This window comes from Nocardia sp. CA-107356, assembly GCF_050946365.1.
Classification (GTDB): domain Bacteria; phylum Actinomycetota; class Actinomycetes; order Mycobacteriales; family Mycobacteriaceae; genus Nocardia.
Genome location: NZ_CP191992.1, coordinates 5199361 through 5222849, shown reverse-complemented (window position 1 = coordinate 5222849; position 23489 = coordinate 5199361). Strand labels below are relative to the sequence as shown.

Sequence of the window (23489 nt, the reverse complement as noted above, 5' to 3'; positions counted from 1 at the left end):
GCCTTGACCGGAGACCAGGAATGGTCGTGGGTCCGGTCGAGGCGCCGGCATTGGTCGCCGCGGGGTCATGCTGGCAGTCAGCCCTCGGCTACTCGAGGTCCTGAGCTCCTGGGATTCGATCCGCTACCACGGATCAAGCGCGAGATTCCGTGTCTATTTACGGTATTCGCGGAACGTGGCACGCACGTCGTCGACGATGAGGTCCGGTTCCTCCATCGCCGCGAAGTGACCGCCTCGATCGAATTCCGTCCACCGCACGATGTTGTGGTTCCGCTCGGCGATGCGGCGGACAGGGATGCCGAGGTCCTGCGGCAACACCGCCACAGCGACCGGCACATCGGTCTCCGGTTCGGGCCTCCCCCACGTCGCGGCGCCCTCGTAGTAGTAGCGCGCCGACGAGCCCGCGGTGCCGTTGAGCCAATAGATCATGACGTTGGTCAGCATCGCGTCACGATCGACGGCGTCCTCGGGCACGTCGGTCGAGTCGGTCCAGTCCTTGAATCGTTCGACGATCCACGCCAGCTGACCTACCGGGGAATCGGCGAGCGCGTAGGACAGCGTCTGCGGGCGAGTGGCCTGCAACATCGCATACGCGCCGAGTTCGTACTGTGCGCGCTGGGCCAGCTGCAGTGCTCGCTTCTCGGCAGGATTGTCGAAGTCGGCCGTCTCGGGAGTGACGGTGGCCGAGGCGATCATCGTCACGTGCAGCGCCACGACGTGCTCGGGATCGATCACCGCCAGTTCACGCGAGATGGCCGCGCCGGTGTCTTCCCCATGTGCGGCGTAGCGGTCATAGCCGAGCCGCTGCATAAGTTCGGCCCAGGCCCGCGCGGCCCGGCTCGTCGACCAGCCGACCGCGGGCCCGGACAATCCGAATCCGGGGATCGTCGGCACGACGACATCGAACGCGTCCTCGGCCCGGCCACCGTGCGCGACCGGATCGGTCAGCGGACCGATCACGTCGAGGAACTCCACGATCGATCCCGGCCACCCGTGGGTGAGAATCAGCGGCATGGCGCCGGGCACCGCGGACCGGACATGGATGAAGTGCACATCGTGACCGTCGATCTCGGTGCGGAACTGGGGGAACGCGTTGAGTCGCGCCTCCTGCGCCCGCCAGTCGTAGGTGGTGCGCCAGTACCGCGCCAGCTCCTGGGTGTAGTCGAGCGGAATGCCCTGCGCCCAGCCGACTCCGGTGACGCCGTCCGGCCAGCGGGTCTCGTCCAGTCGCCGATGCAGATCGTCGAGCTGGGCTTGGGGGACGTCGATGTGGAAGGGAGTGATCTCTGCGCTCATGAGAATCACTTTACGGATCAGCTAGGACATCTTGTGCCCTAGCTCTGCGGAAGAATACACAGTGTGTTGGAAACTTCGGCTCGCCTCCTCGAACTCCTGGCGCTCCTGCAGACACCCCGTGTGTGGACCGGCGCCGATCTGGCCGAACGCCTCGAGGTCGATGCACGAACCATCCGCCGCGACATCGACAAGCTGCGGAATCTCGGCTACCCCGTGCACGCGGTCGCCGGAGCGGCGGGATATCGCCTGGGCGCGGGAACCAAGCTGCCCCCGCTGCTCTTGAACGACGATGAGGCGGTCGCCGTCGTCGTCGGGCTGCGCACCGCGGCGGGCGGAACGATCACCGGCATCGAGGAGAGTTCGCTGCGGGCGCTCGCGAAGCTGGAGCAGATCCTCCCGGCCCGGTTGCGGCACCGAGTTTCGGCGCTGCAGGCGGCGACCGTCAGCATGCCGGCAGGCACGCCGTCCGTGGACGCGGACGTCCTCACCACGATCGCCGCCGCGATCCGCGACCACGAACAGCTCCGCTTCGACTACAACACCCACGACGGTTCCGAGATCCGGCGGGCGGCCGAACCGCATCGGCTCGTGCACACCGGGCGGCACTGGTATCTGGTCGGCTGGGACGTCGAGAAGAAGAATTGGCGCACCTACCGTGTCGACCGCCTCCGCCCGCGCATACCCAACGGGCCACGATTCACCCCGCGCGAGGCACCCGAGGTCGACCTGACCGGCTGGGTGTCCCGCGGGGTCAGCACCGCCCCTTATCGCTACCAGGCGCGCATCACCCTCGAGGTATCGGCCGCCGTCGCGGCGGACCGCATCCCGCCGACCGTCGGTGTCATCGAGGCGATCGACGATGGGCACTGCCTGCTGCACACCGGCTCGAACTCACTCGACGAAATAGCCGTCTACACCGGACTTTTCGGCTTCGGATTCCACGTGCACGAACCACCCGAACTCATCGACCACCTACGCGCGCTGGCGCACCGCGTCACCGCGGCCATCACGCCCCGCGACGACGCACCCGGTTCGACCGACCGCACATCATGATCCGCACCCCGACCAAGCGTGGGCCGAAAACGATCTGTGACCCAATCACAAGCCACTCTGGGCGTCATCGCGAATCCCCGGTCGGCCGGAGCATGGTTGGGACAGAATGGGCCTCTCAGGCGGTGGGCCGCGGGCCAGCGCCGCGAATGGTCCGCCGGCAGCGACCGAGTCACCAACCGAGACAGCGGATCACCGACCAGCCACCCTTGCTTGCGCCGGTACTCGCACGCTCCGCGCAGCGACGCCAGGCGGACGTTGAACGTCTGCGCGGACCGATTGCCCCACTTGAAGGTGAACCAGCCGCCGACCCGCTCGGCCTCGACTTCCTCATCATTGCCACTGGCGGTCGCCGACCGCCGCCACTTCCGAACCTCCGTCGGCGAATATGACCTGACCCGTCACGAAACGGTTATCCGCGCTGGACAGCCAGCAGATGAGCTCGGCGACCCATTCCGGCCGCCCCGGAAACCCACCGAACGGTTGCGGCGCAGCGGTCTCAACAGCATTTCGCACGGCTTCGTCGGCGAAGATCAAGGAAGCTGCGGGCGTGTCGACGACACCCGAGGCCACCACGTTGAGGGCAATGCCGGTGCCGGCCCATTCGGAGGTCGGGGCGACCCTGCGCACCCAGCGATTCAACGCACGTTTCGCAGCCCCGTAGGCACCGGCCGTGCCACCCAGAGCGGGATCGGCCTCGAGCAAAGCAACAGCGGCAGTCTCGTCGCCGTCGAGACATGCCTGCATGACGCGCTCGTTCGCCGGCGCCAGAGATGAGGTCGACGATACGGCCACGGCGCGGGGCGCGGGGCTGCGCGCCAGCAGTGGCCGAAGCCCCTGCAACGTGGCAACGGCACCGAAATAGTTCGTTTCCAGCAGACCGGTTTTGCCGCCGCCGGCGATGGCGAGTACCGCGTCGATCGGCCCGTACTCGTTCACCTGGTCGATCATCGACTGCCGGCCGTCGGGTGTGGACAGATCGGCTTGGATCTCGGCGTCATTGAGGTCGCATCCGATGACCTTGGCGTCGTGTTCTCGAAGCAGCGCGGTGGTCGCTGCGCCGATGCCTGATGCCGAACCGGTGACGACGTATGTTCGCCCAGCGAACCCTGTGTGCGACGACATTGCATCCTCTCCTGCCAGGCGTCCGGGCACCCGCGACTGCACTGCCGCGCCCGGTGGCCAGGACGCATCGACACCTTATGCGTATGCCGCTGTCGCGCGGCGGTCGGAGCGCGATCCCGGCGCCCGTCGTCGCCGACGCACTCGGCTTCTCCGCCAAGCACTTGACCCGAGTCCGGGGCGAGGCCGGTGGAAGCTGGACGGCACACTCCACCAAGGAAACCCGCCGCGACTCAACAAGGTGATCTGAGGACTACCGATGAGTTGAATACGGGTCCCCCTCTCAGTTGGTGAGCAATGGCAGAACACCGAAAGGCGTTGCCGCACAGCGCGTATTGACACTATCGCGTATTAACCAGCCGAGTCCCAGGGGCCTGCTCGTCAGCCGAAAAGGTACCGTTTTTCGTGACCCCCGTTCAACGCCCCGGGAGCATCTGGACGCCGATTGATAACGGCCGAAAGAGCTTTCACGCGCTACGGGATACGATGGCGGCTGCACCCTGGGCGATCAGCTTGCGGGCCTGGCCCGTCGGCTTGCCGCTGGGGCGAGCGGCGCTTGTCGCGCCGTCGAACGTGAGCACCCCGTCCTCCAGCGGCGCCTTGCGCAGCAGTGCGCGATCGCGGAAGTAGTTGTTGATCACCTGCCAGGGGCCCCGGGCACCCTGGCGCGGCATCACACTGTCACCGCGCTGGATGTAGCCGGAGGTCAGGGCGCCGCCCATTACCGACTGATCGGATCGGTCGGCGTCTTCGGCGATCGCGACCACCTTTGTGAAGCCCTGCGCCTTCATATGGTTGAGGACTCGACAGAAGTATTCGGCGGCCAGATCCGCCTTCAGGGTCCAGGAAGCGTTGGTGTAGCCGAGCACCAGCATCGCATTGGGGATGCCGTCGAGCAGGGTGCCCTTGTAGACCACGCGCTCGCGCGTCAGCACCGGTTCTCCGTCGACTTCGAGCGTCGCACCACCCAGAATCTGCACGGTGAGGCCGGTCGCGCTGATCACGATATCGGCGGGTAGCTCCTCGCCGGAGGTGAGGCGGATGCCGGTTTCGGTGAAGGTGTCGATGCGGTCGGTGGCGATCGAAGCCTTACCGCTGCGCAGCACCTTGAACAGGTCACCGTTGGGGACTACGCAGAGCCGCTGATCCCACGGGTTGTACGACGGCGTGAAGTGCCGCATGTCGATGTGCTTGCCGACCTGCATCCGCACCGCGCCGAGGAACAGCTTCTTGGCCAGTTCGGGGTTGGTGCGCGAGAGCTGGAAACTGGCCCGCTGCAAGGCGATATTGCGCGCCCGTCCGGCCCGATAGGCGATCTTCTGCGGCACCCGGGCGAGCTTCATCCCGACCGCGACCGGGTCGTCTGCGGGCAGTGCGGTGATGTAGGTGGGCGAGCGCTGCAGCATGGTGATGTGCGCGGTGTCCTCGGCCATCGCCGGAATCAAGGTGATCGCGGTGGCGCCGCTGCCGATCACCACGACGCGCTTGCCGCGGTAGTCCAGATCGTGCGGCCAGTGCTGCGGATGCACGATCGGTCCGCGGAAGTTTTCCTCGCCGGGAAATTCCGGGCGGTATCCGTTGTCGTAGTCGTAGTAGCCGGTGCAGCCGACCAGGAAGTTGCTGGTGAAGATCTCGGTCTCGCCGGTCTGCTCATCGAGCGCTTCGACGGTCCAGCGTCCGGCCTCGCTCGACCAGCCGGCCTTGGTCATCTTGCGTCCGAAGTGAATGTGCTCGGTGACGCCGTACTCGGCGGCGGTGTCCTCGATGTACTGGCGGATATGCGGCCCGTCGGCGAGCACCTTGGTGCCGATCCAGGGACGGAAGCCGAAGCCGAAGGTGTACATATCGGAGTCGGAGCGGATGCCCGGGTACCGGAACAGATCCCAGGTTCCGCCGACGGCACGGCGGCGCTCCAGGATGGCATAGCTGCGTCCGGTCTGTTCGCGGGTGAGATGGCAGGCCATCCCGATGCCGGACAGGCCCGCGCCGATGATCAGTACGTCGACATGCCGCGTCATTGAGGTATCCGTTTCGTCTGGTCTCACCCGGGCACCCTTGTCCGAGCGTCCCCACGAGATTACGTGTTATCGACAGTAACGTCTAGTCGCCCTTGGCGTGACACCTCGATCAGCGCAGCCGATCGCACTTGCCGAACGATTGCCGGATAGCAGCCTGCACCTCCTGCAACGCCACGCCGGACGCACAACTGCATGGCACGCATATTTGCACCGCCGATTGCCTGCTGATCGCCCGCAACCGCCCCGGCGTCACCCGTACCAACTTCGCCGACCACAATGGATAGCCGACTCCGCCCCGTCGGCGGAGCCAGAGCACGCAGTAAGGGAGTTCATGACCAGCGCAACCCGGTGGCGCCGCCGCCTGCCCGACTCCGCGACGAGCCAGGAACCCGGGTCGCCGACCCTCGAGCGCAGCCTGGGACGCGTCGACCTCACAGCCATGGGTGTCGGCACCATCGTCGGCGCTGGCATCTTCGTCATCACCGGAGTCGCGGCCGCCGAGAAGGCCGGGCCGTCGATCGTGCTGTCGTTCCTGCTGGCCGGTACGGTCTGCGTGCTGGTCGCACTCTGCTACAGCGAACTCGCGGCCATGGCGCCGGTCTCCGGCAGTGCCTACACCTACACCTACGCCACACTCGGCGAAGGTCCGGCGTTCCTGGTCGGCTGGAATCTGCTGCTCGAATTCGTCATCGCGGGCGCCGCGGTGGCGATCGGCTGGTCCGGCAGCGTCGTATCGGCGCTGCACACCATGTTCGGTATCAGCCTGCCCACCGCGATCACGGCAGGTCCGTCCGAGGGCGGCATCGTCAACCTGCCCGCCGTACTCGTCATCGCCGTCGTTGTCGCGGTGCTGGTCGGCGAGGTGTCCCTGACGGCCAAGATCACCAAGGCACTGGTCGCCGTGACGATCGGCGTGTTGGTCCTGGTCGTCGCGATCGGCGCACCGCATATCGATATCGGCAATTGGACCCCGTTCGCGCCTTTCGGATTGGGCGGCATTGTCGGTGGCGCCGCCATCGCATTCTTCGCCTTCCTCGGATTCGACGTGGTCGCCGCGTCCGCCGAGGAGGCGCGCAACCCGCGCCGCGATATCCCGTTCGCGATCATCGGCACTGTCCTCATCGCGACGCTGCTGTACGCACTGGTGAGCGCCGTACTCACCGGCATCGCCCCGTTCGCCAGCCTGAACAACGCGTCGCCGATCGCTACAGCCTTCGGGAATCTGCGCATCGGCTGGATCGGCAATGTCATCGTGATCGCCTCGATTATCGCGCTCACCAAGGGGCTGCTGCTGATCGTCTACGCACAGGTCCGGCTGATGTTCGCGATGTGCCGCGACCGGCTGCTGCCGCGCGGTCTGGCCGAAACCGGCAAGCGCGCTACCCCGGTCCGGCTGACGTTGCTGCTCGGCGCTATCTGTGCGACCATCGCCGGTCTGCTGCCGATCGATATCGTGGTGGAGTTGGTGAATATCGGCGCGCTCTCGGCCTTTGCCGTCGTCTGTGTCGGCGTATTGGTCTTGCGCAAGCTGGAACCGAATCGGGAACGCCCGTTCCGCACCCCGCTGGTACCGCTGGTGCCGATTCTCGCGCTCATCGGCTGCGTACTGCTGGCAACCACCTTGGACGGGCTGACCTGGGTGCGGTTCGCGATATGGGTGGCGCTCGGTATCGCGATCTACCTGGGCTACAGTCGCAAACGCTCCACCTTGGCCGGTCCGACCGTAACCATCTCAACGGTTTCTGCCGACCGGTAACCGGCGCGAATTTCGCCATTGGGATTTTGCACGAATGCATTCCGGATCATTGCGTCGCACTGGTGAATTCGGCACGCTCTCTGGATAAGAGCCACGGCGCATACCCTCGCGGCCGTGCCGGAGAGGACGACGACCCGATATGTCCGATGACGAAAAGCAGATCCGAATCCTGATCGAGCGGTGGGCGGCGGCGGTTCATACCGGTGATCTAGCCGGAGTGCTCACCGATCACGCCGACGATATCGTCATGTTCGACGTACCCCCGCCGAACGAAGGTGTGCGCGGTATCGATGCCTATCGGGACATCTGGCCCGGCTTCTTCGAATGGCTGGCATCGGGTGCGACCTTCGACATCGTGTCGCTGGAGGTCGTCGCGGGCGCGGACGTGGCCTTCGCGTATGCACTGCTGCTGTGCGGTACGGCGGAGGATTTCGCGCGCGATCCGGCCAAGCGGCTGCGGATAACCTTCGGCCTGCGCAAGCAGTACGGGCGCTGGGTCGTGGTGCACGAACATCACTCCTTCCCCGACGACAGCCCCGCACCCGAAGCCTGAGATCACCCCGGTTCGCTACGGTGGCATCGAGCGCAACGATGCACCGGCCGCTCAGTGGCAGCATCGTTGCAGAGAGCGCGGCATCGAGTGCACCGGGAGTTCCACGTGAATCAGCCTGATAACGACGCCCTTTCGAACCATGCGGGCACCCGCCCCGCCGCCTGGTACGAGAACTGGACGGAGGTCCCGGACTCGCCGTGGCGGGATCGGCCCGAGCCGGGCGGTCAACGTGAATACCGCACGCTCACCTACGAACGCGATGGACGCGTAGCGCGGATCACCTTCAACCGACCGGAGAAGGGCAATACGATCACCCCGGATACGCCGGTCGATCTCGCGCACGCGGTCGAGCGCGCCGATCTGGATCCGCGGGTGCACGTGATCCTGGTATCCGGGCGGGGCAAGGGCTTCTGCGGCGGGTATGACCTGGACATGTTCGCCGAACAGGGCAGCCACGGTGTCGACGGCTCGACCGAGACCACCGGCACCGTGGCCGATCCGCTGGTGCAGGCGGCCAATCACAATCCCTGGGGCACATGGGATCCGATGATCGACTACGCCATGATGAGCCGGTTCAACCGCGGTTTCGCCAGCCTCATGAACGCCAATAAGCCGACGGTCGCCAAACTGCACGGCTTCGCCATCGCGGGCGGCACCGATATCGCGCTCTACGCCGACCAGATCATCTGCGCCGACGACACCAAGATCGGCTACCCGCCCACCCGTGTCTGGGGCATCCCGGCGGCGGGCATGTGGGCGCATCGCCTCGGCGATCAGCGCGCCAAGCGGCTGCTGTTCACCGGCGACTGCATCAGCGGAAAACGGGCCGAGGAATGGGGTCTCGCGGTCGAATCGTGTCCGGCCGACGAACTCGACGAACGCACCGAGGCCTTGGTGGCGCGCATCGCGCGAATGCCGATCAACCAGCTGATGATGGCCAAACTCGCACTCAATTCGGCCTTGCATTCGCAGGGCGTGACGAACTCCGCGATGATCAGCACCGTCTTCGATGGCATGTCCCGACACACGCGCGAGGGTTACGCCTTCCAGCTTCGTTCGGCCACCGTGGGGTTCCGCGAGGCCGTTCGCGAACGCGACGAACCATTCGGCGACTACAAGCGGGCGCAGTTCCGCACTGACGAATAGGGATCGAGATCACCGGGTGTAGCGGTGTTTGACGCCGACCGGGAAGTAATCAGGCCGTGCGCGGCGCAGAACGTCAACATATCCCCATGCGAGAGCACGTCACCGTCATCGGCGATGTGATACCGGATCAACGGAACTCCGGAGTCGGCGGTGAACGCCAGTGTGCCGTCTACGGATTCGAAGTACTGATCTGCCGGATCGTGCGCCACCGTCGCGATCGGCGGCGAGACGATGTTTTCACCGCTTCCTGCGGTGGTGCAGCCGAGATCGCTGGTGGTTAGCGGGGTGAGCGGAAGCCCGTCATCGGCTACAAAAAGTGATAGGCCTGCGCTGCAGATTCGGTGGCGCGATGATGTTCGGTATGGGCACAACCATGCTGGGCGACGGTTCGACGCAGCCGGAGCAGAGTACTCGGGTGCCGATATGAACGCCGCGGCGCCGATCGCCAGGGTGGACAGCATCATCGAGGGAGCCCACCGCGTCTACTTCGGTAACCGTGCCGTCACAGATCGCCTCGAGCAAGGGGCGCGGCGACTGCACGAACCGCTGCGGATCGCCCTGGCGGGTGCCGTCAAGGCCGGGAAGTCGACGCTGCTCAATGCACTTGTCGGCCAGGACATCGCCCCGACCGACGCCACCGAATGCACCCGCGTCGTGACCTGGTATCGGCACGGCGCCACGCCGACGGTCACCGCCCGGCTGGCGGGCGGCCGGTCGGAGAATGTACCGATACAGCGAGCCGACGGTGGTCTGACGTTCGACCTCGGACTGCTTACCGCGGCGCAGGTCGATCGCATCGACGTCGACTGGCCGGTGCGCCGCCTTGCGCGCACAACGATCATCGACACACCCGGCACCACGTCACTGTCAACGGATGTGTCCGCGCGCACGCTGCGGTTGCTGACTCCCGACACCGGCTCCGCGGGCGCTGATGCGGTGGTCTATCTGTTTCGTTCCCTCGACGATTCCGACCTGGCACTGATTCGTCGGATCGGGGAGCATGTCGGCGGCAGCGCCGGTCCGCTCGGAATCGTCGGCGTCCTCTCGCGGGCGGACGAACTCGGTGCGGGCCGTCCGGACGCAATGCACTCCGCCCGCGCGGCAGCCAAAGACTTCACCCGCGAGTTGGAAACGACGGGCCTGTGTCAGGCGGCCGTACCGGTTGCGGGTTTGCTCGCCTTTACCGCGAAGACTCTTCGACAGAGCGAGTTCGTCGCCCTTCGCCAGGTTGCCGAGGTTGCACCGGCCGACCTGGAATTGGCCATGCTCTCGGCTGATCGATTCCAGCGCGCCGAGCATCTGCCGATCGATGCCTCGACACGACAGCACCTCCTCAAACGTCTGGGGCTGTTCGGAATTCGCATGACACTGACTCGATTACGGGCCGGGACCAGCGATTCGCCGGCTCTCGTCGACGAACTGATCGCGCGCAGTGGCATCGGCGAACTCGAGCGCGTGATCGATATTCAGTTCGGCCAGCGTGCCGACGAACTGAAGGCACATACCGCTCTGCTGATGCTGAAGCGGATATTCGACGCCAACCCTGCGGCCCCGGCCGCACCGCTGGGCCGGGAAGTCGCGACCCTGCTCGCAAATGTGCACGGCTTCGACGAACTCCGTCTCCTCAGTCGGCTCCGCTCGACCAAGACGGTGCTGTCCGAACACGAACTGACCGACCTGCAACGCATGATCGGCGGTCAGGGGACCGGACCGGCCGAGCGCTTGGGAATCGAACCGTTCGCGGTCGCGGGCGTGGGGCAGGACATCGCATTGGCCGAAATCAGACGATGGCGATCCCGGGCCCAACACCCACTCGCGGACCAGTTCACAGTCAACGCCTGCTGGGTGGCGGCACGCAGTGCCGAAGGCGTCCTGAGCGAGTTGAGGCGGGGTTGCGCCCCGTCTGTCCGATAGCGCTGCTTATGAAACTCGCCGAGTGGGGTATGAGTGCGGGGTGGTGGTCGCGGCTGGTTGAGTCGGAACGTGAACCTGCTCATTCACCGCGGGAGTCGGCTGGGTTTTGGGCACGCCGATCACAACAAACCCAACAATTGCCGCAGCGAGCGCGGCGACGATCGTCCCTGCCGCAAGAATTGTTCGTTTACGAGGCCGACGGCCGACCTTTTCGCCACCTCCGATGGCCCCAAGGGCCACCGACTTCGGGGGTACGACGACAACCGGCGGCTTGCTCGCGACGGCGGCGGGAGGCGGCTCGGAAGCTTGCGGTTCGGAAGCTGGTTTCGGTGCCGAGATGGATGGCGGCGGCACCACCACCGATGTGGTGGTACTTGCCGAAGAACGCGCAAGCAGAGCAGCGCCGGTCGCCGACGTGAGTACTGGATCGGGTTCACCGATCACGGTTACCTGGAACTCCGCGGACAAGATCTCGGCGACGAGCGGGGTTGCGGCCGCGCCACCGGCCAGCACCACTGCGCGCATCTCACGAGTATCGATTTCGTTGGTGTGCAAGGCTTCTCTGACAAGTCCGGCTGACCCGACAACCTGCTCTCTGATCAAGTCCTCCAGTTCGGAGCGGACCAGTCGCACATCGTGACGCAGATGTCCCAGCTCCACCTCGACCACCGCGGCCGTTTCGGCGGAGAGCGTCTCCTTGGCCTGGCGACAGCGCAGGCGCAATTCGCTCAGCGGCGCCAGCAAAGCAGGGTCCGCGAGATCGACGTCTTCGAGTTCCCCACCCAGGCCCTCGAGCACATGCCGCAAGATGGCGTCATCGATGTGAGCACCACCGAATTCCGCACTCCGGACGGTGCTGCCGATTTGTTCGGTACCGCGGGCAACAGAGATGCTGAGGCCGTTGGCGCCGAGGTCATAGAGGACGACGGTGCCGTCCGGCGGCAGCCCACGTGTCGACTCGACGCGAGCGAGAATCGATCCGACCTCGTCCACAAGCGTCACGCTGGTCATGTCCATGCGGTCGAGCGCCGAACGAAGCGCCTGCACGCCGGGTGTCTTCCAATGGCTGGGATATGTCGCCGCGATTGCGGGCGGCCCGGTGAACGCACCGGCCGAATACCGTGTCAGATACTGGACGGCGCGGGCGACGAGATCCTCAGGCCGATGGGCGGACCCGTCGGCGGCGATGAGATCGATCGGGTCACCGACGCGGTCGACGAACCCGCTGACCACAAGTCCCGGGTGGACCTGGCGGGCGTCGCTGTCGAGTGGAGAGAGTATCGGCGCCATGCCTTGCGTCATGATCAATGTCGCTTGGTGCTGGGTTGTCCGCAGCCGCGGTGCGCACCGCCCGGAACCCCCGGCCGTCGCGGACACCGCATCGGCTGCGGTGGCGAAACCTGCCGAGCCGATCTTGATTCCAAGACTTCCAGACATGCACACCTCTCGGTTAATGGTCGGACTTACCTGCGCTTATCAATCTCGTTCACGCGCGGATCATCGGCCACGCCCCCAAGTGCTCAACCAGACCCCTGAAGGGGTGGGGTTCATTCACCCAAGGTGGCCCGCAGCCGCGTGGCACCCTCGCGAACCGCGGCGAGTACGGCCAACTTCTTCTCGACCTCGGCGGCACGCTTTTCCCGCTCGCCGAACTCCATGTTGGCTGCCTCCTGCGCTGCCTTTGTCGAACTCTGCAGCGACGCCAACGCCTGATCGGCGGATTCCTTGAAGTGATCGCGCAACTCCCGCTGCACAATCCGAAGGCGGTCGCGGGAGAGCTTGTGCACCTGGAAGGACACGTCGTCGATGTACTTTCGGAGCGTGACCTGAGCTTCACTACGGCGGCGCGCCATTCGTCCGGCGCGGTCCTGCTGGTATGCCTTCACACCGAGCACGACGCCTGCTCCGAGCGTGATCGGATTCATCATCGCCATGCCGAGCATCGTCGCGCCCATGCCGATGATCATCGCGCCGCTGTAACCGCCGCGGACTGCGGTGAAGCCCTTCTCCGCCAGCGAAACCTTCATCTCCCTCAGCTCGCCGATCCTCAGTTCGGGATCGATGAGGTCGCCATCGCAGATAGCCTCGAGCGCGGGAAGGTCGGTGCCGATACCATCCACGGCGAACGATGCCGCCACCCGCTCGGCCAGTACCTGCGCGGACTGGTACGCCCAGACGAAGTTGTCGCCGACGGCGGCGCTCACCTGCTCCTGGACCCACCCGGTCAGCTGCGGCCACTTCTTGTCCGGATCGTCGTCCGCGAGCTCGGACTCGATGTGCTTGTTGATGCTGCGCAGCCGTTCCCGAAGGTCATGCTCGATCTCGGAATTGAGGTCCGCGACACCGTCGCTCAATACTTGCTGCCACGACCTCGCCGACTTGACCTGCGCATCCGATATCTGCTTGCGCGCTTCCAACTCGTCGGCCATGCGTTGGCGGAACCCTGGGTCGCGCAACGCATTCAATTCCGCCTCGAACGGCACTGTCAGGTGCTGTGCGACAGACTCGAGATCCCGCGCCAAGCGGACACGCCGCTGGGCGCCCAGGTCGGCGAGGCCCTCACTGCGGAGGAATCCGAGCAGCTCGGGATAGCCGGATTCGGCGTTGAGTTCCTTATCGCCGAGGCGTATCGCGTGGCTACGCAGCGTCGACGAAACCGGAATGATCCGGCAGTCCACCTTCGCATCAGCGAGGTGGCGCCGGTCGGCGTCCACGATCCGGCGCCATTCGGGGTACAGGTCGATCTTGGTCAACGCGATGACGGCCGTGGGGCACAGACCGATCACCTGCCGCACGAACCGAAGTTCGGGTTCGGTGAACTCCTGGCTGGTGTCGCTGACAATCACGACGGCATCGGCCAGGGCCACCTCGTTCAATACTCGCGCGGCATGCCGCTGGCCGGGGCCGCCGACGCCGGGGGTGTCGACGAGGGTCAGGCCATTCGGCAGCGTCGCGATGTCGATGCCGACCTCCGCGCGCACCACCTGGCAGCCGCGTGCGTGCGGCGACTTCGCCAGGTCGGTCTGCAGTTCGGCAAGCGGTACTGGAGTTGCGGCGAGAGTTGCGGCACCAGGCGTCTCGACAACCAACTTCGCCGCCGATTCGTCCGCGTGCCGGACAACGGTGACCACCGAGGTGGCTCGACGGTCACCGACTACGCACACCTGCTTGCCCAGCAGGGCGTTGATCAGTTGGCTCTTCCCCTGCTGGCGCAACCCGACAAACGCGATCCGCACGGAAGCGTCGGCGGACCGGCGCAGCACGTTCTGGAGGGTGCCGAGCAGATCATCCCGGTCCGCCGACTGTGCGAGCCGAGTCAACCGATCGACCAGGACTGGGACGACGGCGACCGCGATGCGGCCGTCCCGGTTCTCAACTGCTGGCTCACTCACTGGAGCTGTCCTCCGATCGGTGCGCCGAGCCGACCCACCCGCCGGTAGTCGTCTGCCCGCATACTCAGAACATGTCGAGGGCATCGCCGCTGGTGTCACCCATGTCGTCGAAACCACCGTCGGACCACGCGCCCGCGTCGCCTGCCGCCCCGTCGCCCCAGTCGCCGCCATCGGAACCCGCGTTGTAGGTGTCGTCCTCGAACCACAGATCGTCGAGCGGCTGCTGATCCGGTTCCTGGTCCACCGGCTGCTGATCAACCGGTTCCTGGTCCACCGGCTGCTGATCAACCGGTTCCTGATCAACCGGCTGCTGATCAACCGGCTGCTGATCAACCGGTTCCTGGTCCACCGGTTCCTGGTCCACCGGCTGCTGGTCCACCGGCTGCTGGTCCACCGGCTGCTGGTCCACCGGCTGCTGATCAACCGGCTGCTGATCATCCGGCATCTCTTCGAGATCGGGGATATCGCCGAGCTGATTCATGATGTCGTCGAATCCGGGAATCTGGCTCAGCTGAGCCGCCACATCCTGCGGATTCGCTGTGGCGTCATCGGGAGCCGAGGTGCTGCCGAGCTGATTCATGATGTCGTCGAATCCGGGAATCTGGCTCAGCTGAGCCGTCACATCCTGCGGATTCACTGTGGTGTCCCCGAGACCCGGGATATCACCCAACTGAGTCATGATGTCCTCCAATCGTTTGCCCTCCATAGATGTCTGTCGTCGAACGTGGATGGGGCGATCCACGTCGGGACTTCCCAGTACCAAGTGGTTCGCGATCCATGGTCTGGGCTTATGAGAGCGGAAAGTAGACACCTGAGGGGGAAGAAGCCCACACCCTTAGTGGCGGGCATCCGCCCCTAAGGGCAGCGACGACGCCATTCTCGTCGGATAATTCTTCGACGGCGTGGTCCCCTGGCGCGGCACCCGCTGCCACTACTGATACCGGAAACGGTGGGGTCGCGGTGCTCGATAGTCATTTCGAGGACGGGAGGACTGGCGGGGATGTCGGATATGCGGGCTGGGTTCGGCGTACTCGGACCGGTTCAGTTGACGATCGACGAGGTGGCGCAACCGCTCGGCGGCGTCAAACAGCGTGCGGTATTGGCCTATCTGGTGCTCAATGCCAACCGGCCGGTGTCGATGGAGGCGCTGGCGCAGGCGGTGTGGGAGGAAAACCCGCCGCCCGATATCCGGATCAGTCTGCACACCATGGTGTCGAATCTGCGAAACCATTGCGGGATGCCGGACTCGACGCGCGCACGATCCTCTCCCGCGCCGGAACCGGATACCGGATCACGGTGGCCGGGGACAGTTGCGATGTCTTACGCTTCCGCGCTCACAAGGAGTCCGGGCTCCGGGCCATGGCCGCAGGCCGCTTCTCGGTGGCGAGCGACGTGCTCTCCAATGCGCTCGCACAATGGCGCGGCACCGCGCTGGCGGATCTGCAGGGACTCGGGTTCGCCGATGCCTTCGCCACCGCCCTCGACGACGAGCGCATCGGTGTCGTCGAGGCTCGCGCCCAGGCCGAGATCGCGCAGGGCCGGGCCGATAACGTCATTTCCGAGCTGGCCGAACTGGCGGAAAAGTACCCGTTGCGCGAACCACTGTGGGAGCAGCTGATCACCGCGCTGTATGTAGGTGGACGGCAGAGCGACGCACTCGAGGCGCTACGCCGGTTGCGTGCGACCCTCGCCGATGAGCTCGGCATCGATCCGGTGGCTTCGATTCGCGAACTCGAAGCGCGGATGCTGCGTCAGGAACCGCTCAGCCCGCCCGCGGATGCCGTCGCCTCCGCGCTGCGCGCAACCACGATCGTCGACCTGATCGCACCCGGATCCCAAGCGTACCTGCGGGATTCGACCGGACAGACCTTCCCGATCACCGGCCCGTTCACCCGCATCGGACGGCTGCCCGATAACGATATCGTGCTCGATGACGGCAAGGTCAGCCGCCATCACGCCGTGATCGTCAGCAATGGGCTGACGTGCATGGTGAAGGATCTGTTGTCCTCCAACGGTATCTACGTCGGCGGGGTTCGGGTCATCGACGGGGCCGCGCTCACCGACGGCGCGGTGATCCGCATCGGCGATACCGAATTCACCTTCGGCGTCGCGCCGCACAACTAGCCGAAGTGCTTATCGAACCAGTTCAGCAGTTGGGCTTCGGTTTTCGGGCCGGGCATCGGGTTATCCGGTGCCAATGTGCAGAATTGGGCGATCAGGTGGGCGTCGTCGTGCACGGCGAGCAGGCAGGTCCGCGGGCCGATATCTGGATCGTTGTCCACGAAGCAGAAGAGCCTGCCGACCTCGGTGCCAGCCTTGCGCCACGCGTCGTCGGTGCCGCCGCCATCACCGCAGACGTGTCCGCCGAGCACGCCGACATCGGCTCGGTACAGGGCGTCGGCCGACTGACGGTCCGGCAATCTGAAAAAGAGGGCGGACGGATACTCGGCGGGAGTACTGCACATTATGTAGGCAGTCACCGCACCGCCCGGCGGTGGCAGGTGGGAACAGTTCGCGGGACCGAAGTCGTTGGCGAGGCGCCCGAAGACGGCGTAGTCCTCGCGGGTGAAATAGTCCGGGTCACGGGCGGCTTCCTTGGTCAGGAACTGCGACCCGGTGAACTTGCTCATGTAGTCGCGCAGCGGCTCGTCGCTCGGCGTCGGCCAGATGTAGAACGCCAGCGCCAGCTGGGTTTCATCGGTCATCAGCAGGGATGGTTTCGGCGCGGTCGGTGTTTCCGCGCGATTGGCGATGCAGGCCTTGCGGCCGATCTCCTTGCCGTCGCGGATCGAAGGGCCGTCCGATCCGGCGGGGTCACCTGGACAGTTCTTGGCCTGGAAGGTGCGCAACAGGACGTTGTAGTAGTCGCGCAAGGCGTCGAGGCTGCGGAAACGCATGTATCGGGCCGCGGGTTCACTGGCCGCGGGGTTGTCCGGGCAGAAGATGACCGCGACGGTGGTGGAGGTGTCGGGCTGTTCGTGCAGGCAGGTGGATCGTTTGCGGCCGGTCTGAGCAATGATCTTCAGCAGGTCGATATCCGCGTCGCGCAACGCGGTGGCGTCGGCGACCGCGGTGCCTGTGCGATCACCCAGCAATTTCCAAGCCCCGAAACCGGCCCCGGCGGCGGTGATGGCGGCAACGGTCAGGATGAGTGCGACAAGTATGCGGCGGCGCCGTGCGGGAGCCGCGGCGCCGGTCTTCGCGCCGTCGGTACTCCGGTCGCCGGTAGGCCGGGAATCGGTTGTCTGTGCTTCGGGATGCCCGGCATCCTCTACCTCGAGAAGCCCTGTCGAGCGGGAATTATCCATTCCCCCTGTGGCATTCGATGTTCGATCGGGGACGGCATCCTGCACTCCGGTTGCGGGCTCAGGCGATACCGACCTCTGTGTGCGCCGCTCGGTGGTGGCACCAGCGCTCGTCAGTGCCGCCTGCGCGGCGGCCGCGAGTTCGCTTGCGACGCTGAAACGTTCGCGCACGCTCTTGGCCATACCGCGGGCGATGACGGTATCGAGCGCGGGGGTCACACTCGGCCGGATCATGCTCGCTCGCGGTACCGGCTCGAACAGATGCGAACTGATGATCTCCGCGTCGGTAGTGCCCGGATAAGGCCTTGCGCCCGTGAGGCATTCGTACAGCACACACGCCAAGGAATAGACATCGACCGCTGGTGTGGTGGGCTCGGCCCGGAACCGTTCCGGCGCCATATAGCTGAACGAACCGATCACCGCACCGTGGGTCGTCAGCCGATGATCGGCACTCGAATGGGCGATTCCGAAATCGACCAGATATGCGAAACCGTCCGGCGTGAGCAGGATATTGTCCGGTTTGACGTCGCGATGGATCAATCCCTCGGCGTGCGCGGCATCCAACGCGGTGGCGATCTGACGGATCACCGCTACTGCCTCCGCCGGCGCCATCGGCCCCTTGGTTCGCAGCACCGACGGCAAACTGGCACCGTCCACCAATCGCATATCGATATAGAGGCGGCCGTCGATCTCGCCGTAATCGTGAATCGGGATGACATGCGGTTCCCGCAGCCGCGCGGCCGCATCGGCCTCGCGCTGGAACCGTTCGCGGTACCCGTCGTCCTGTGCGAGCTTCTCGAGCAGCACCTTGATCGCCACAGTGCGGCGCTTGCGCATGTCGTAGGCCTGGTAGACCTCACCCATGCCACCGCGACCGATCAGACGATCCAATCGGTAATGTCCGAACATCGTGCCAACCGTCAGTGGCTGGCGCTGGCTCGTCATCTCGTCCTCCGCGATGCAGACCGAAGCCGTTTGCTCGTCGGTCAACTGTAGGTTCGGCGGGCGGTTCCATGAGCGGTTTCGCACCGACTGCGGGATGTTCCCCCTGATTGATCTTCTGAGCACCCCGGTTGGTTAACCATTGGTGCCGTCACGCGCCGATCGCTCGTCGACGATAGGGTCCAAGATGTGACCTGGACCGTTGGCTTCGACCTGGATATGACGCTGATCGACTCCCGGCCGGGTGTGAGCAAGGCGATCGACCAGTTGGGTGCGGAGTTCCGGCTGCCGCTGCGCGGGTCCGAGTTCGCCGACCGGCTCGGCCCGCCGCTCGGGATGCTGCTGGCCGATGCGGGTGCGCCCGAGGAGTTGATCCCGGCGCTGGTAGCCCGCTATCGCGAGATCTATCCGTCGATCGTGCCCGCCATTCCGGCCATGCCGGGTGCCGATGCCGCCTTGGCCGCGGTGCGGGCACGCGGCGGGCGGGTGCTCATCGTGACCGGTAAGCACGAGCCGCTGGCGCGGTTGCACGTGGAAGAACTCGGTTGGCGAATCGATGAGGTGGTCGGGGATCTCTGGTCGGATGGGAAGGCGGTCGCACTGCGCGAGCACGGGGCCGACTTGTTCGTGGGCGATCACGAGGGCGATATGCGTGGCGCACGGGCGGCCGACGTCTACGCGCTCGGGGTCACGACCGGTCCGTGCAATGCCGACGAATTGCGTGCTGCCGGAGCGGAATTCGTCGTGCAGGAGCTCACCGAGTTCCCGGACTGGCTGGCCGCGCACGGTCCTCGCTAACGCCCACGCCCCGCGCCGTCCACTGCCTCGAAGCGCAACGCCAACCCGTCCAGCAATGCGCGCAGCCCGGTCTCGAATGCGGCGTCATCGATATCGCGCTGGCGCCCCGACAGCAGATGCGCCTCGTCCAAATGCGGGTAGTTCCCGCGATACGCGGCCGCGTCTTCGGGGAACCCGCCCGCGAACGACCCCAGCGTCGATCCGGTGACGAAGAACCGCATCAGCGCACCCACCTGAGTCGCCTCTCGCCGCGGCCACCCCGCCGCCACCAGTCCCCCGAATACCGCATCGGCCTGCCGCAACGCATTAGGCCGGCGGCCCATGCCCTGATTCAAGGCGGGCACCAACTTCGGGTGCGCCGCCAGTGCCGCGCGATACGATCTGGCCCAATCGCGTAGCGCCGCTTGCCAATCCGAGATGTCGGTGAACATCGACAGATCGATCAGTCCGAGTACGGCGTCGACCATGGCGTCGAGCAGATCGTCCTTGGTGGCCACGTGGTTGTAGAGCGAGGGGCCCTGTACACCGAGTTCGGTGGCGAGTCTGCGGATCGATACCGCTTCCAGCCCTTCGGCATCCACCAGATCCAGCGCGGCCGACACGATGCGGTCGCGGCTGAGCAAGGGCCGACGCGGTCTCCCCAACGAAAACCTCCTGGTGGGTCCGTCCAGTGTCGCATGGCGGATGCCCGCAACAATAAACTTGCATCGTTAGTTTATCGAGGATTAGCATATAAGAAACTTCCACCGTTAGTTTTACCCGTCGGGAGCAAGGATGAACCTGGAACTCAGCGACGAACAGACCGCCGCCCAGCAGCTCGCGGCGGATTTCGTCGACCGTGAGATCGCGCCGCATGCCACTGAATGGGACCGTGCCGAATCCGTCGATCCCAAAATCGTGCCCAAACTGGGTGAACTGGGCTTTCTCGGCCTGACGATTCCCGAGGAGTACGGCGGCAGCGGCGGTGACCATCTCACCTACTGCCTGGTCCTGGAGGAACTCGGACGCGGTGATTCCGCCGTGCGCGGCATCGTCTCGGTCTCGTTGGGCTTGGTCGCCAAGTCGATCAACCACTACGGCACCGACGAGCAGAAGCACACCTGGCTGCCACGCCTCACCGCGGGCGCCGCACTGGGCTGCTTCGCCCTCACCGAGCCCGAAACCGGTTCCGACGCGGCCCAATTGCGCACGCGCGCGGTCCGCGACGGCGACGACTGGGTGTTGTCCGGGACCAAGATGTTCATCACCAACGGCACCTGGGCCGATATCGCACTGGTCTTCGCGCGCACCAGCGGTGAGGGACACCGCGGCATCACCGCATTCCTGGTCCCGACCGACTCCCCCGGCTTCAGCGCCCGCACCATCCACGGCAAGCTCGGACTGCGCGGACAGGCGACCGCCGAACTCGTGCTCGACGGCGTCCGCATCCCCGACAGCGCCCGATTGCACGACGAAGGCAAGGGGTTCACGGTCGCGATGGCGGCGCTGGCCAAGGGGCGGATGTCGGTGGCCGCCGGCTGTGTCGGCATCGCGCAGGCCTGCTTGGACGCCGCCGTCGGATACGCCACCGAGCGCGAACAATTCGGCAAGCCGATCGCGGGCCATCAACTGGTCCAGGAACTGCTCGCCGATATCGCCCTCGATGTGGACGCTGCCCGGCTGCTCGTGTGGCGGGTCGCCGATCTCATCGACCGCGGCGTCGAATTCGCGGTGGCATCGTCGAAGGCCAAGCTGTTCGCGAGCGAGGCCGCGGTGCGCGCGGCCGATCGGGCGCTGCAGGTCTTCGGCGGCTACGGGTATATCGATGAATTCCCGGTCGGCAAATATCTGCGCGATGCGAAGGTGACGACCCTCTATGAGGGCACCAGCCAGATCCAGAAGCTGCTGATCGGGCGTGCGCTCACCGGGGTGAGCGCATTCTGATGACCGCCGTTCACAACTCCCGAGAAGGACGTTAGATGACCAGATTCACCGACCGGGTCGCCGTTGTCACCGGCGCGGCGCAAGGTATCGGCGCGGCCACCGCCCAGCTGCTGGCCGCACAGGGCGCGCAGGTCGCGGTGCTCGATCGCAACGCACCCGAGGACACCGCGAAACAGATCGCCGCGGCCGGCGGTGTGGCCCGCAGTTACGTCTGCGATGTCACCGAACGCGCCTCGGTGGAATCGGTATTCGCCGACATCGCCACCGATCTCGGCGGTCCGCACATTCTGGTGAACAACGCGGGCATCACCCGCGACGATCTGTTCTTCCGGCTTTCCGAAGACGACTGGAACGCGGTGCTCTCGGTGAACCTGAACGGCGTCTTCCACTGCACTCAGGCGGCCCAGGAATACATGGTCGCGCAGCGGTACGGCAAGATCGTTTCACTGTCCAGTCGCTCGGCGCTCGGCAATCGCGGTCAGGCGAACTATGCCGCCGCGAAGGCGGGCATCCAGGGCCTGACCGCGACGCTCGCCATCGAGCTCGGGCCGTACAACATCACGGTCAATGCTGTCGCACCCGGCTACATCGCCACCGCGATGACGGCCGCGACCGCGAACCGGGTCGGGCTCAGCGCCGAGGAGCACCAGCAGGCTGTGGCCGAGCGGACGCCGTTGCGGCGGGTTGGTCGGCCCGAGGAGGTCGCGGCGGTGATCGCATTCCTGGCCAGTGATGAGGCGTCCTATGTCAGCGGTCAGACGCTGTACGTCAATGGCGGGGCCCGCTGAAGATCGTGATCAAGACCGATCGGTATGGGAAGATGGAGATGGTTCGCGCGATCGACAGCGTGGATCGACGTCTGGCCTCGGGCCAGTGGAAATAGCGCAATGGAGATAGCCGTCAACTGAAGGAGCAACCATGCGCGCCAAGTCGAATCAATTCTTCGGATCCACGCTTGCCGTGGTGTTCAGTAGCCTCGCGATGGTGTCCGGTCCGGTCGCCATGGCTCAACCTCCGTCTTCGGATCCGGCGCCGCAGTGCCAGCCCGGAGATTTTCAGGTCCAAGGCCCCTACGATTGCAATTGCGGGCAGAACGGCAAGTGGGTCTGCAACGAACGGGGGCACGGAGGCGACTGAGGCGTGTTTCGAAAGTGCCGTGTCAGTTTCATCGGCTCCCGAGTGGCTCGGGCCAATGGACATAGCGCCTTGGGGATAGCCGCCGACTGAAGGAGCAACCATGCGCGCCAAGTCGAATCAGTTCTTCGGATCCGCGCTTGCCGCAGTGTTCGGCAGCCTCGTAATGGTGTCCGGTCCGGTTGCCATGGCTCAACCTCCTCCTTCGGGTCCGACGCCAGAGTGCCAGGCCGGAGAATCTCAGAACCAGGGCCCTTACTACTGCGTCTGCGGCGACGACGGTCAGTGGGTCTGTCACCTATCGGACCGCTGAGCCCAACTCGGCGTTCACCAAGGAACGGCACCGAAGCGGTTGAAGAACCCGCCGGTGGGTCCGTCCGGCTCGATCGTGGCCAAGCGCACGATGGCATCGGTGCCCTCGGTGACCGTTTGATGGCCCGAGTTCCCGTTCAAATCCGTTGCGGTGTAACCGGGATCGGCCGCATTGACCCGCATCTGCGGCAGCTCGCGGGAGTACTGCGTGGTGATCATGTTCAGCGCGGTTTTCGAGGATGGGTAGACGAGCCCGAGGATCTGCGATTCGATCCTGCTCGGATCGGAGGTGTTGGTAATCGAACCGATGCCGCTGGACACCATCACGATGCGCGGGTGGGTGGACGCACGCAGCAGCGGTAGGAAAGCGTGGATCACCTGCACCGGTCCGAAAACGTTCGTCTCGAAGACTTCGCGGAAATCAACGGCCACGGTATCGGCGGGGGTGGCGCGCGTGCCGCCGATACCCGCATTGTTGATCAGCACATCCAGGTGCGGAGTCCGGCCAGCGATGGTCTCGACGGCAGCCGCGATCGATGCGGCGGAGGTCACGTCCAACTGGACGAATTCGACCCGCAGACCCTGTTCGGCGAGGTCGAAGGCGGCCGCCTTGCCGCGATCCGCATCACGCGCACCGAGAAAAACCTGCCAGCCGAGTTCGGCCAGCCTGCGGACCGTCTCACGGCCGAGTCCCTTGTTCGCCCCGGTCACCAGGGCTGTGGTGGTGCTGCTCATGACCCGAGTCTGGCCTGCTGCCCGGATTTCGCTCCAGGGCCGATAACTCCTGGGACCGGCAGTACCACCCCGGCACCCGTGCACTGCGGCATC

Annotated in this window: 19 protein-coding genes and 1 pseudogene; 11 read left to right on the top strand and 9 right to left on the bottom strand. The window is 65.5% G+C overall.

Annotation, left to right across the window (positions count from 1 at the left end; genetic code table 11):
- Positions 1-153: 153 nt before the first annotated feature.
- Complete coding sequence (locus ACQP1G_RS23490; RefSeq protein ID WP_433191702.1) at positions 154-1296, bottom strand: epoxide hydrolase family protein; 1143 nt, start codon at positions 1294-1296, stop codon at positions 154-156.
- Positions 1297-1359: 63 nt separating this feature from the next.
- On the opposite strand from ACQP1G_RS23490, the gene ACQP1G_RS23485 reads away from it, so the two are divergent.
- Entirely contained in the window at positions 1360-2349 is a 990-nt protein-coding gene (locus tag ACQP1G_RS23485; protein ID WP_433191701.1) for a helix-turn-helix transcriptional regulator, read from the top strand.
- Between the two features lie 330 nt (positions 2350-2679).
- On the opposite strand, the gene ACQP1G_RS23480 is transcribed toward ACQP1G_RS23485, so the two are convergent.
- Both ACQP1G_RS23480 and ACQP1G_RS23475 read right to left on the bottom strand, forming a co-directional pair.
- Positions 2680-3471 carry an SDR family oxidoreductase gene (locus ACQP1G_RS23480; protein ID WP_433191700.1) on the bottom strand — a complete coding sequence of 264 codons (792 nt, stop codon included), beginning with the start codon at positions 3469-3471 and terminating at the stop codon, positions 2680-2682.
- A gap of 464 nt (positions 3472-3935) precedes the next feature.
- Complete coding sequence (locus ACQP1G_RS23475) at positions 3936-5486, bottom strand: flavin-containing monooxygenase (RefSeq protein ID WP_433191699.1); 1551 nt, start codon at positions 5484-5486, stop codon at positions 3936-3938.
- A gap of 331 nt (positions 5487-5817) precedes the next feature.
- On the opposite strand from ACQP1G_RS23475, the gene ACQP1G_RS23470 reads away from it, so the two are divergent.
- From ACQP1G_RS23470 to ACQP1G_RS23450, 5 genes are all read left to right on the top strand, one after another.
- Positions 5818-7242 (top strand): APC family permease, encoded by a 1425-nt coding sequence (locus ACQP1G_RS23470; RefSeq protein ID WP_433191698.1) that lies wholly within the window; start codon positions 5818-5820, stop codon positions 7240-7242.
- 139 nt (positions 7243-7381) lie between these two features.
- Positions 7382-7795: a YybH family protein gene (locus tag ACQP1G_RS23465; RefSeq protein ID WP_433191697.1), complete on the top strand. Its 414-nt coding sequence runs from the start codon at positions 7382-7384 to the stop codon at positions 7793-7795.
- A 105-nt stretch (positions 7796-7900) separates the two neighbouring features.
- Positions 7901-8941, top strand: a complete 1041-nt coding sequence (locus tag ACQP1G_RS23460) for a crotonase/enoyl-CoA hydratase family protein (protein ID WP_433191696.1) — start codon at positions 7901-7903, stop codon at positions 8939-8941.
- A gap of 86 nt (positions 8942-9027) precedes the next feature.
- Positions 9028-9222, top strand: a complete 195-nt coding sequence (locus tag ACQP1G_RS23455) for a hypothetical protein (RefSeq protein WP_433191694.1) — start codon at positions 9028-9030, stop codon at positions 9220-9222.
- Between the two features lie 142 nt (positions 9223-9364).
- Positions 9365-10855 (top strand): dynamin family protein, encoded by a 1491-nt coding sequence (locus ACQP1G_RS23450; protein ID WP_433191693.1) that lies wholly within the window; start codon positions 9365-9367, stop codon positions 10853-10855.
- A gap of 6 nt (positions 10856-10861) precedes the next feature.
- Here the strand turns inward: ACQP1G_RS23450 and ACQP1G_RS23445 are convergent, their stop codons facing one another.
- From ACQP1G_RS23445 to ACQP1G_RS23435, 3 genes are all read right to left on the bottom strand, one after another.
- Positions 10862-12292 (bottom strand): Hsp70 family protein, encoded by a 1431-nt coding sequence (locus ACQP1G_RS23445; protein WP_433191692.1) that lies wholly within the window; start codon positions 12290-12292, stop codon positions 10862-10864.
- Positions 12293-12402: 110 nt separating this feature from the next.
- Positions 12403-14247: a dynamin family protein gene (locus ACQP1G_RS23440; RefSeq protein WP_433191691.1), complete on the bottom strand. Its 1845-nt coding sequence runs from the start codon at positions 14245-14247 to the stop codon at positions 12403-12405.
- Positions 14248-14311: 64 nt separating this feature from the next.
- On the bottom strand, positions 14312-14926 hold the full coding sequence (locus ACQP1G_RS23435; RefSeq protein ID WP_433191690.1) for a hypothetical protein: 615 nt from the start codon (positions 14924-14926) through the stop codon (positions 14312-14314).
- Between the two features lie 321 nt (positions 14927-15247).
- Here ACQP1G_RS23435 and ACQP1G_RS23430 point away from each other — a divergent pair.
- Positions 15248-16371 (top strand): annotated as a pseudogene (locus ACQP1G_RS23430) (BTAD domain-containing putative transcriptional regulator).
- Here the strand turns inward: ACQP1G_RS23430 and ACQP1G_RS23425 are convergent.
- Positions 16368-18497 (bottom strand): serine/threonine-protein kinase, encoded by a 2130-nt coding sequence (locus ACQP1G_RS23425; protein WP_433191689.1) that lies wholly within the window; start codon positions 18495-18497, stop codon positions 16368-16370. The pseudogene ACQP1G_RS23430 and the gene ACQP1G_RS23425 sit on opposite strands and share 4 nt — an antisense overlap.
- Before the next feature lie 186 nt (positions 18498-18683).
- Between ACQP1G_RS23425 and ACQP1G_RS23420 the strand changes: the two genes are divergently transcribed.
- Positions 18684-19292, top strand: coding sequence for an HAD family hydrolase (locus ACQP1G_RS23420; protein WP_433191688.1), 609 nt, complete (start codon positions 18684-18686; stop codon positions 19290-19292).
- Here ACQP1G_RS23420 and ACQP1G_RS23415 read toward each other — a convergent pair.
- Positions 19289-19936 carry a TetR/AcrR family transcriptional regulator gene (locus ACQP1G_RS23415; RefSeq protein ID WP_433191687.1) on the bottom strand — a complete coding sequence of 216 codons (648 nt, stop codon included), beginning with the start codon at positions 19934-19936 and terminating at the stop codon, positions 19289-19291. The two genes, ACQP1G_RS23420 and ACQP1G_RS23415, sit on opposite strands and share 4 nt — an antisense overlap.
- Before the next feature lie 130 nt (positions 19937-20066).
- On the opposite strand from ACQP1G_RS23415, the gene ACQP1G_RS23410 reads away from it, so the two are divergent.
- The 3 genes from ACQP1G_RS23410 to ACQP1G_RS23400 all read left to right on the top strand — a co-directional run bounded on the left by ACQP1G_RS23410 (position 20067) and on the right by ACQP1G_RS23400 (position 22352).
- Positions 20067-21215, top strand: coding sequence for an acyl-CoA dehydrogenase family protein (locus ACQP1G_RS23410; protein WP_433191686.1), 1149 nt, complete (start codon positions 20067-20069; stop codon positions 21213-21215).
- A gap of 35 nt (positions 21216-21250) precedes the next feature.
- Positions 21251-22003 carry a 3-oxoacyl-ACP reductase FabG gene (gene fabG, locus ACQP1G_RS23405; protein WP_433191685.1) on the top strand — a complete coding sequence of 251 codons (753 nt, stop codon included), beginning with the start codon at positions 21251-21253 and terminating at the stop codon, positions 22001-22003.
- Between the two features lie 130 nt (positions 22004-22133).
- On the top strand, positions 22134-22352 hold the full coding sequence (locus tag ACQP1G_RS23400; protein WP_433191684.1) for a hypothetical protein: 219 nt from the start codon (positions 22134-22136) through the stop codon (positions 22350-22352).
- Positions 22353-22676: 324 nt separating this feature from the next.
- On the opposite strand, the gene ACQP1G_RS23395 is transcribed toward ACQP1G_RS23400, so the two are convergent.
- Positions 22677-23396, bottom strand: coding sequence for an SDR family oxidoreductase (locus ACQP1G_RS23395; protein WP_433191683.1), 720 nt, complete (start codon positions 23394-23396; stop codon positions 22677-22679).
- Positions 23397-23489: the final 93 nt, after the last annotated feature.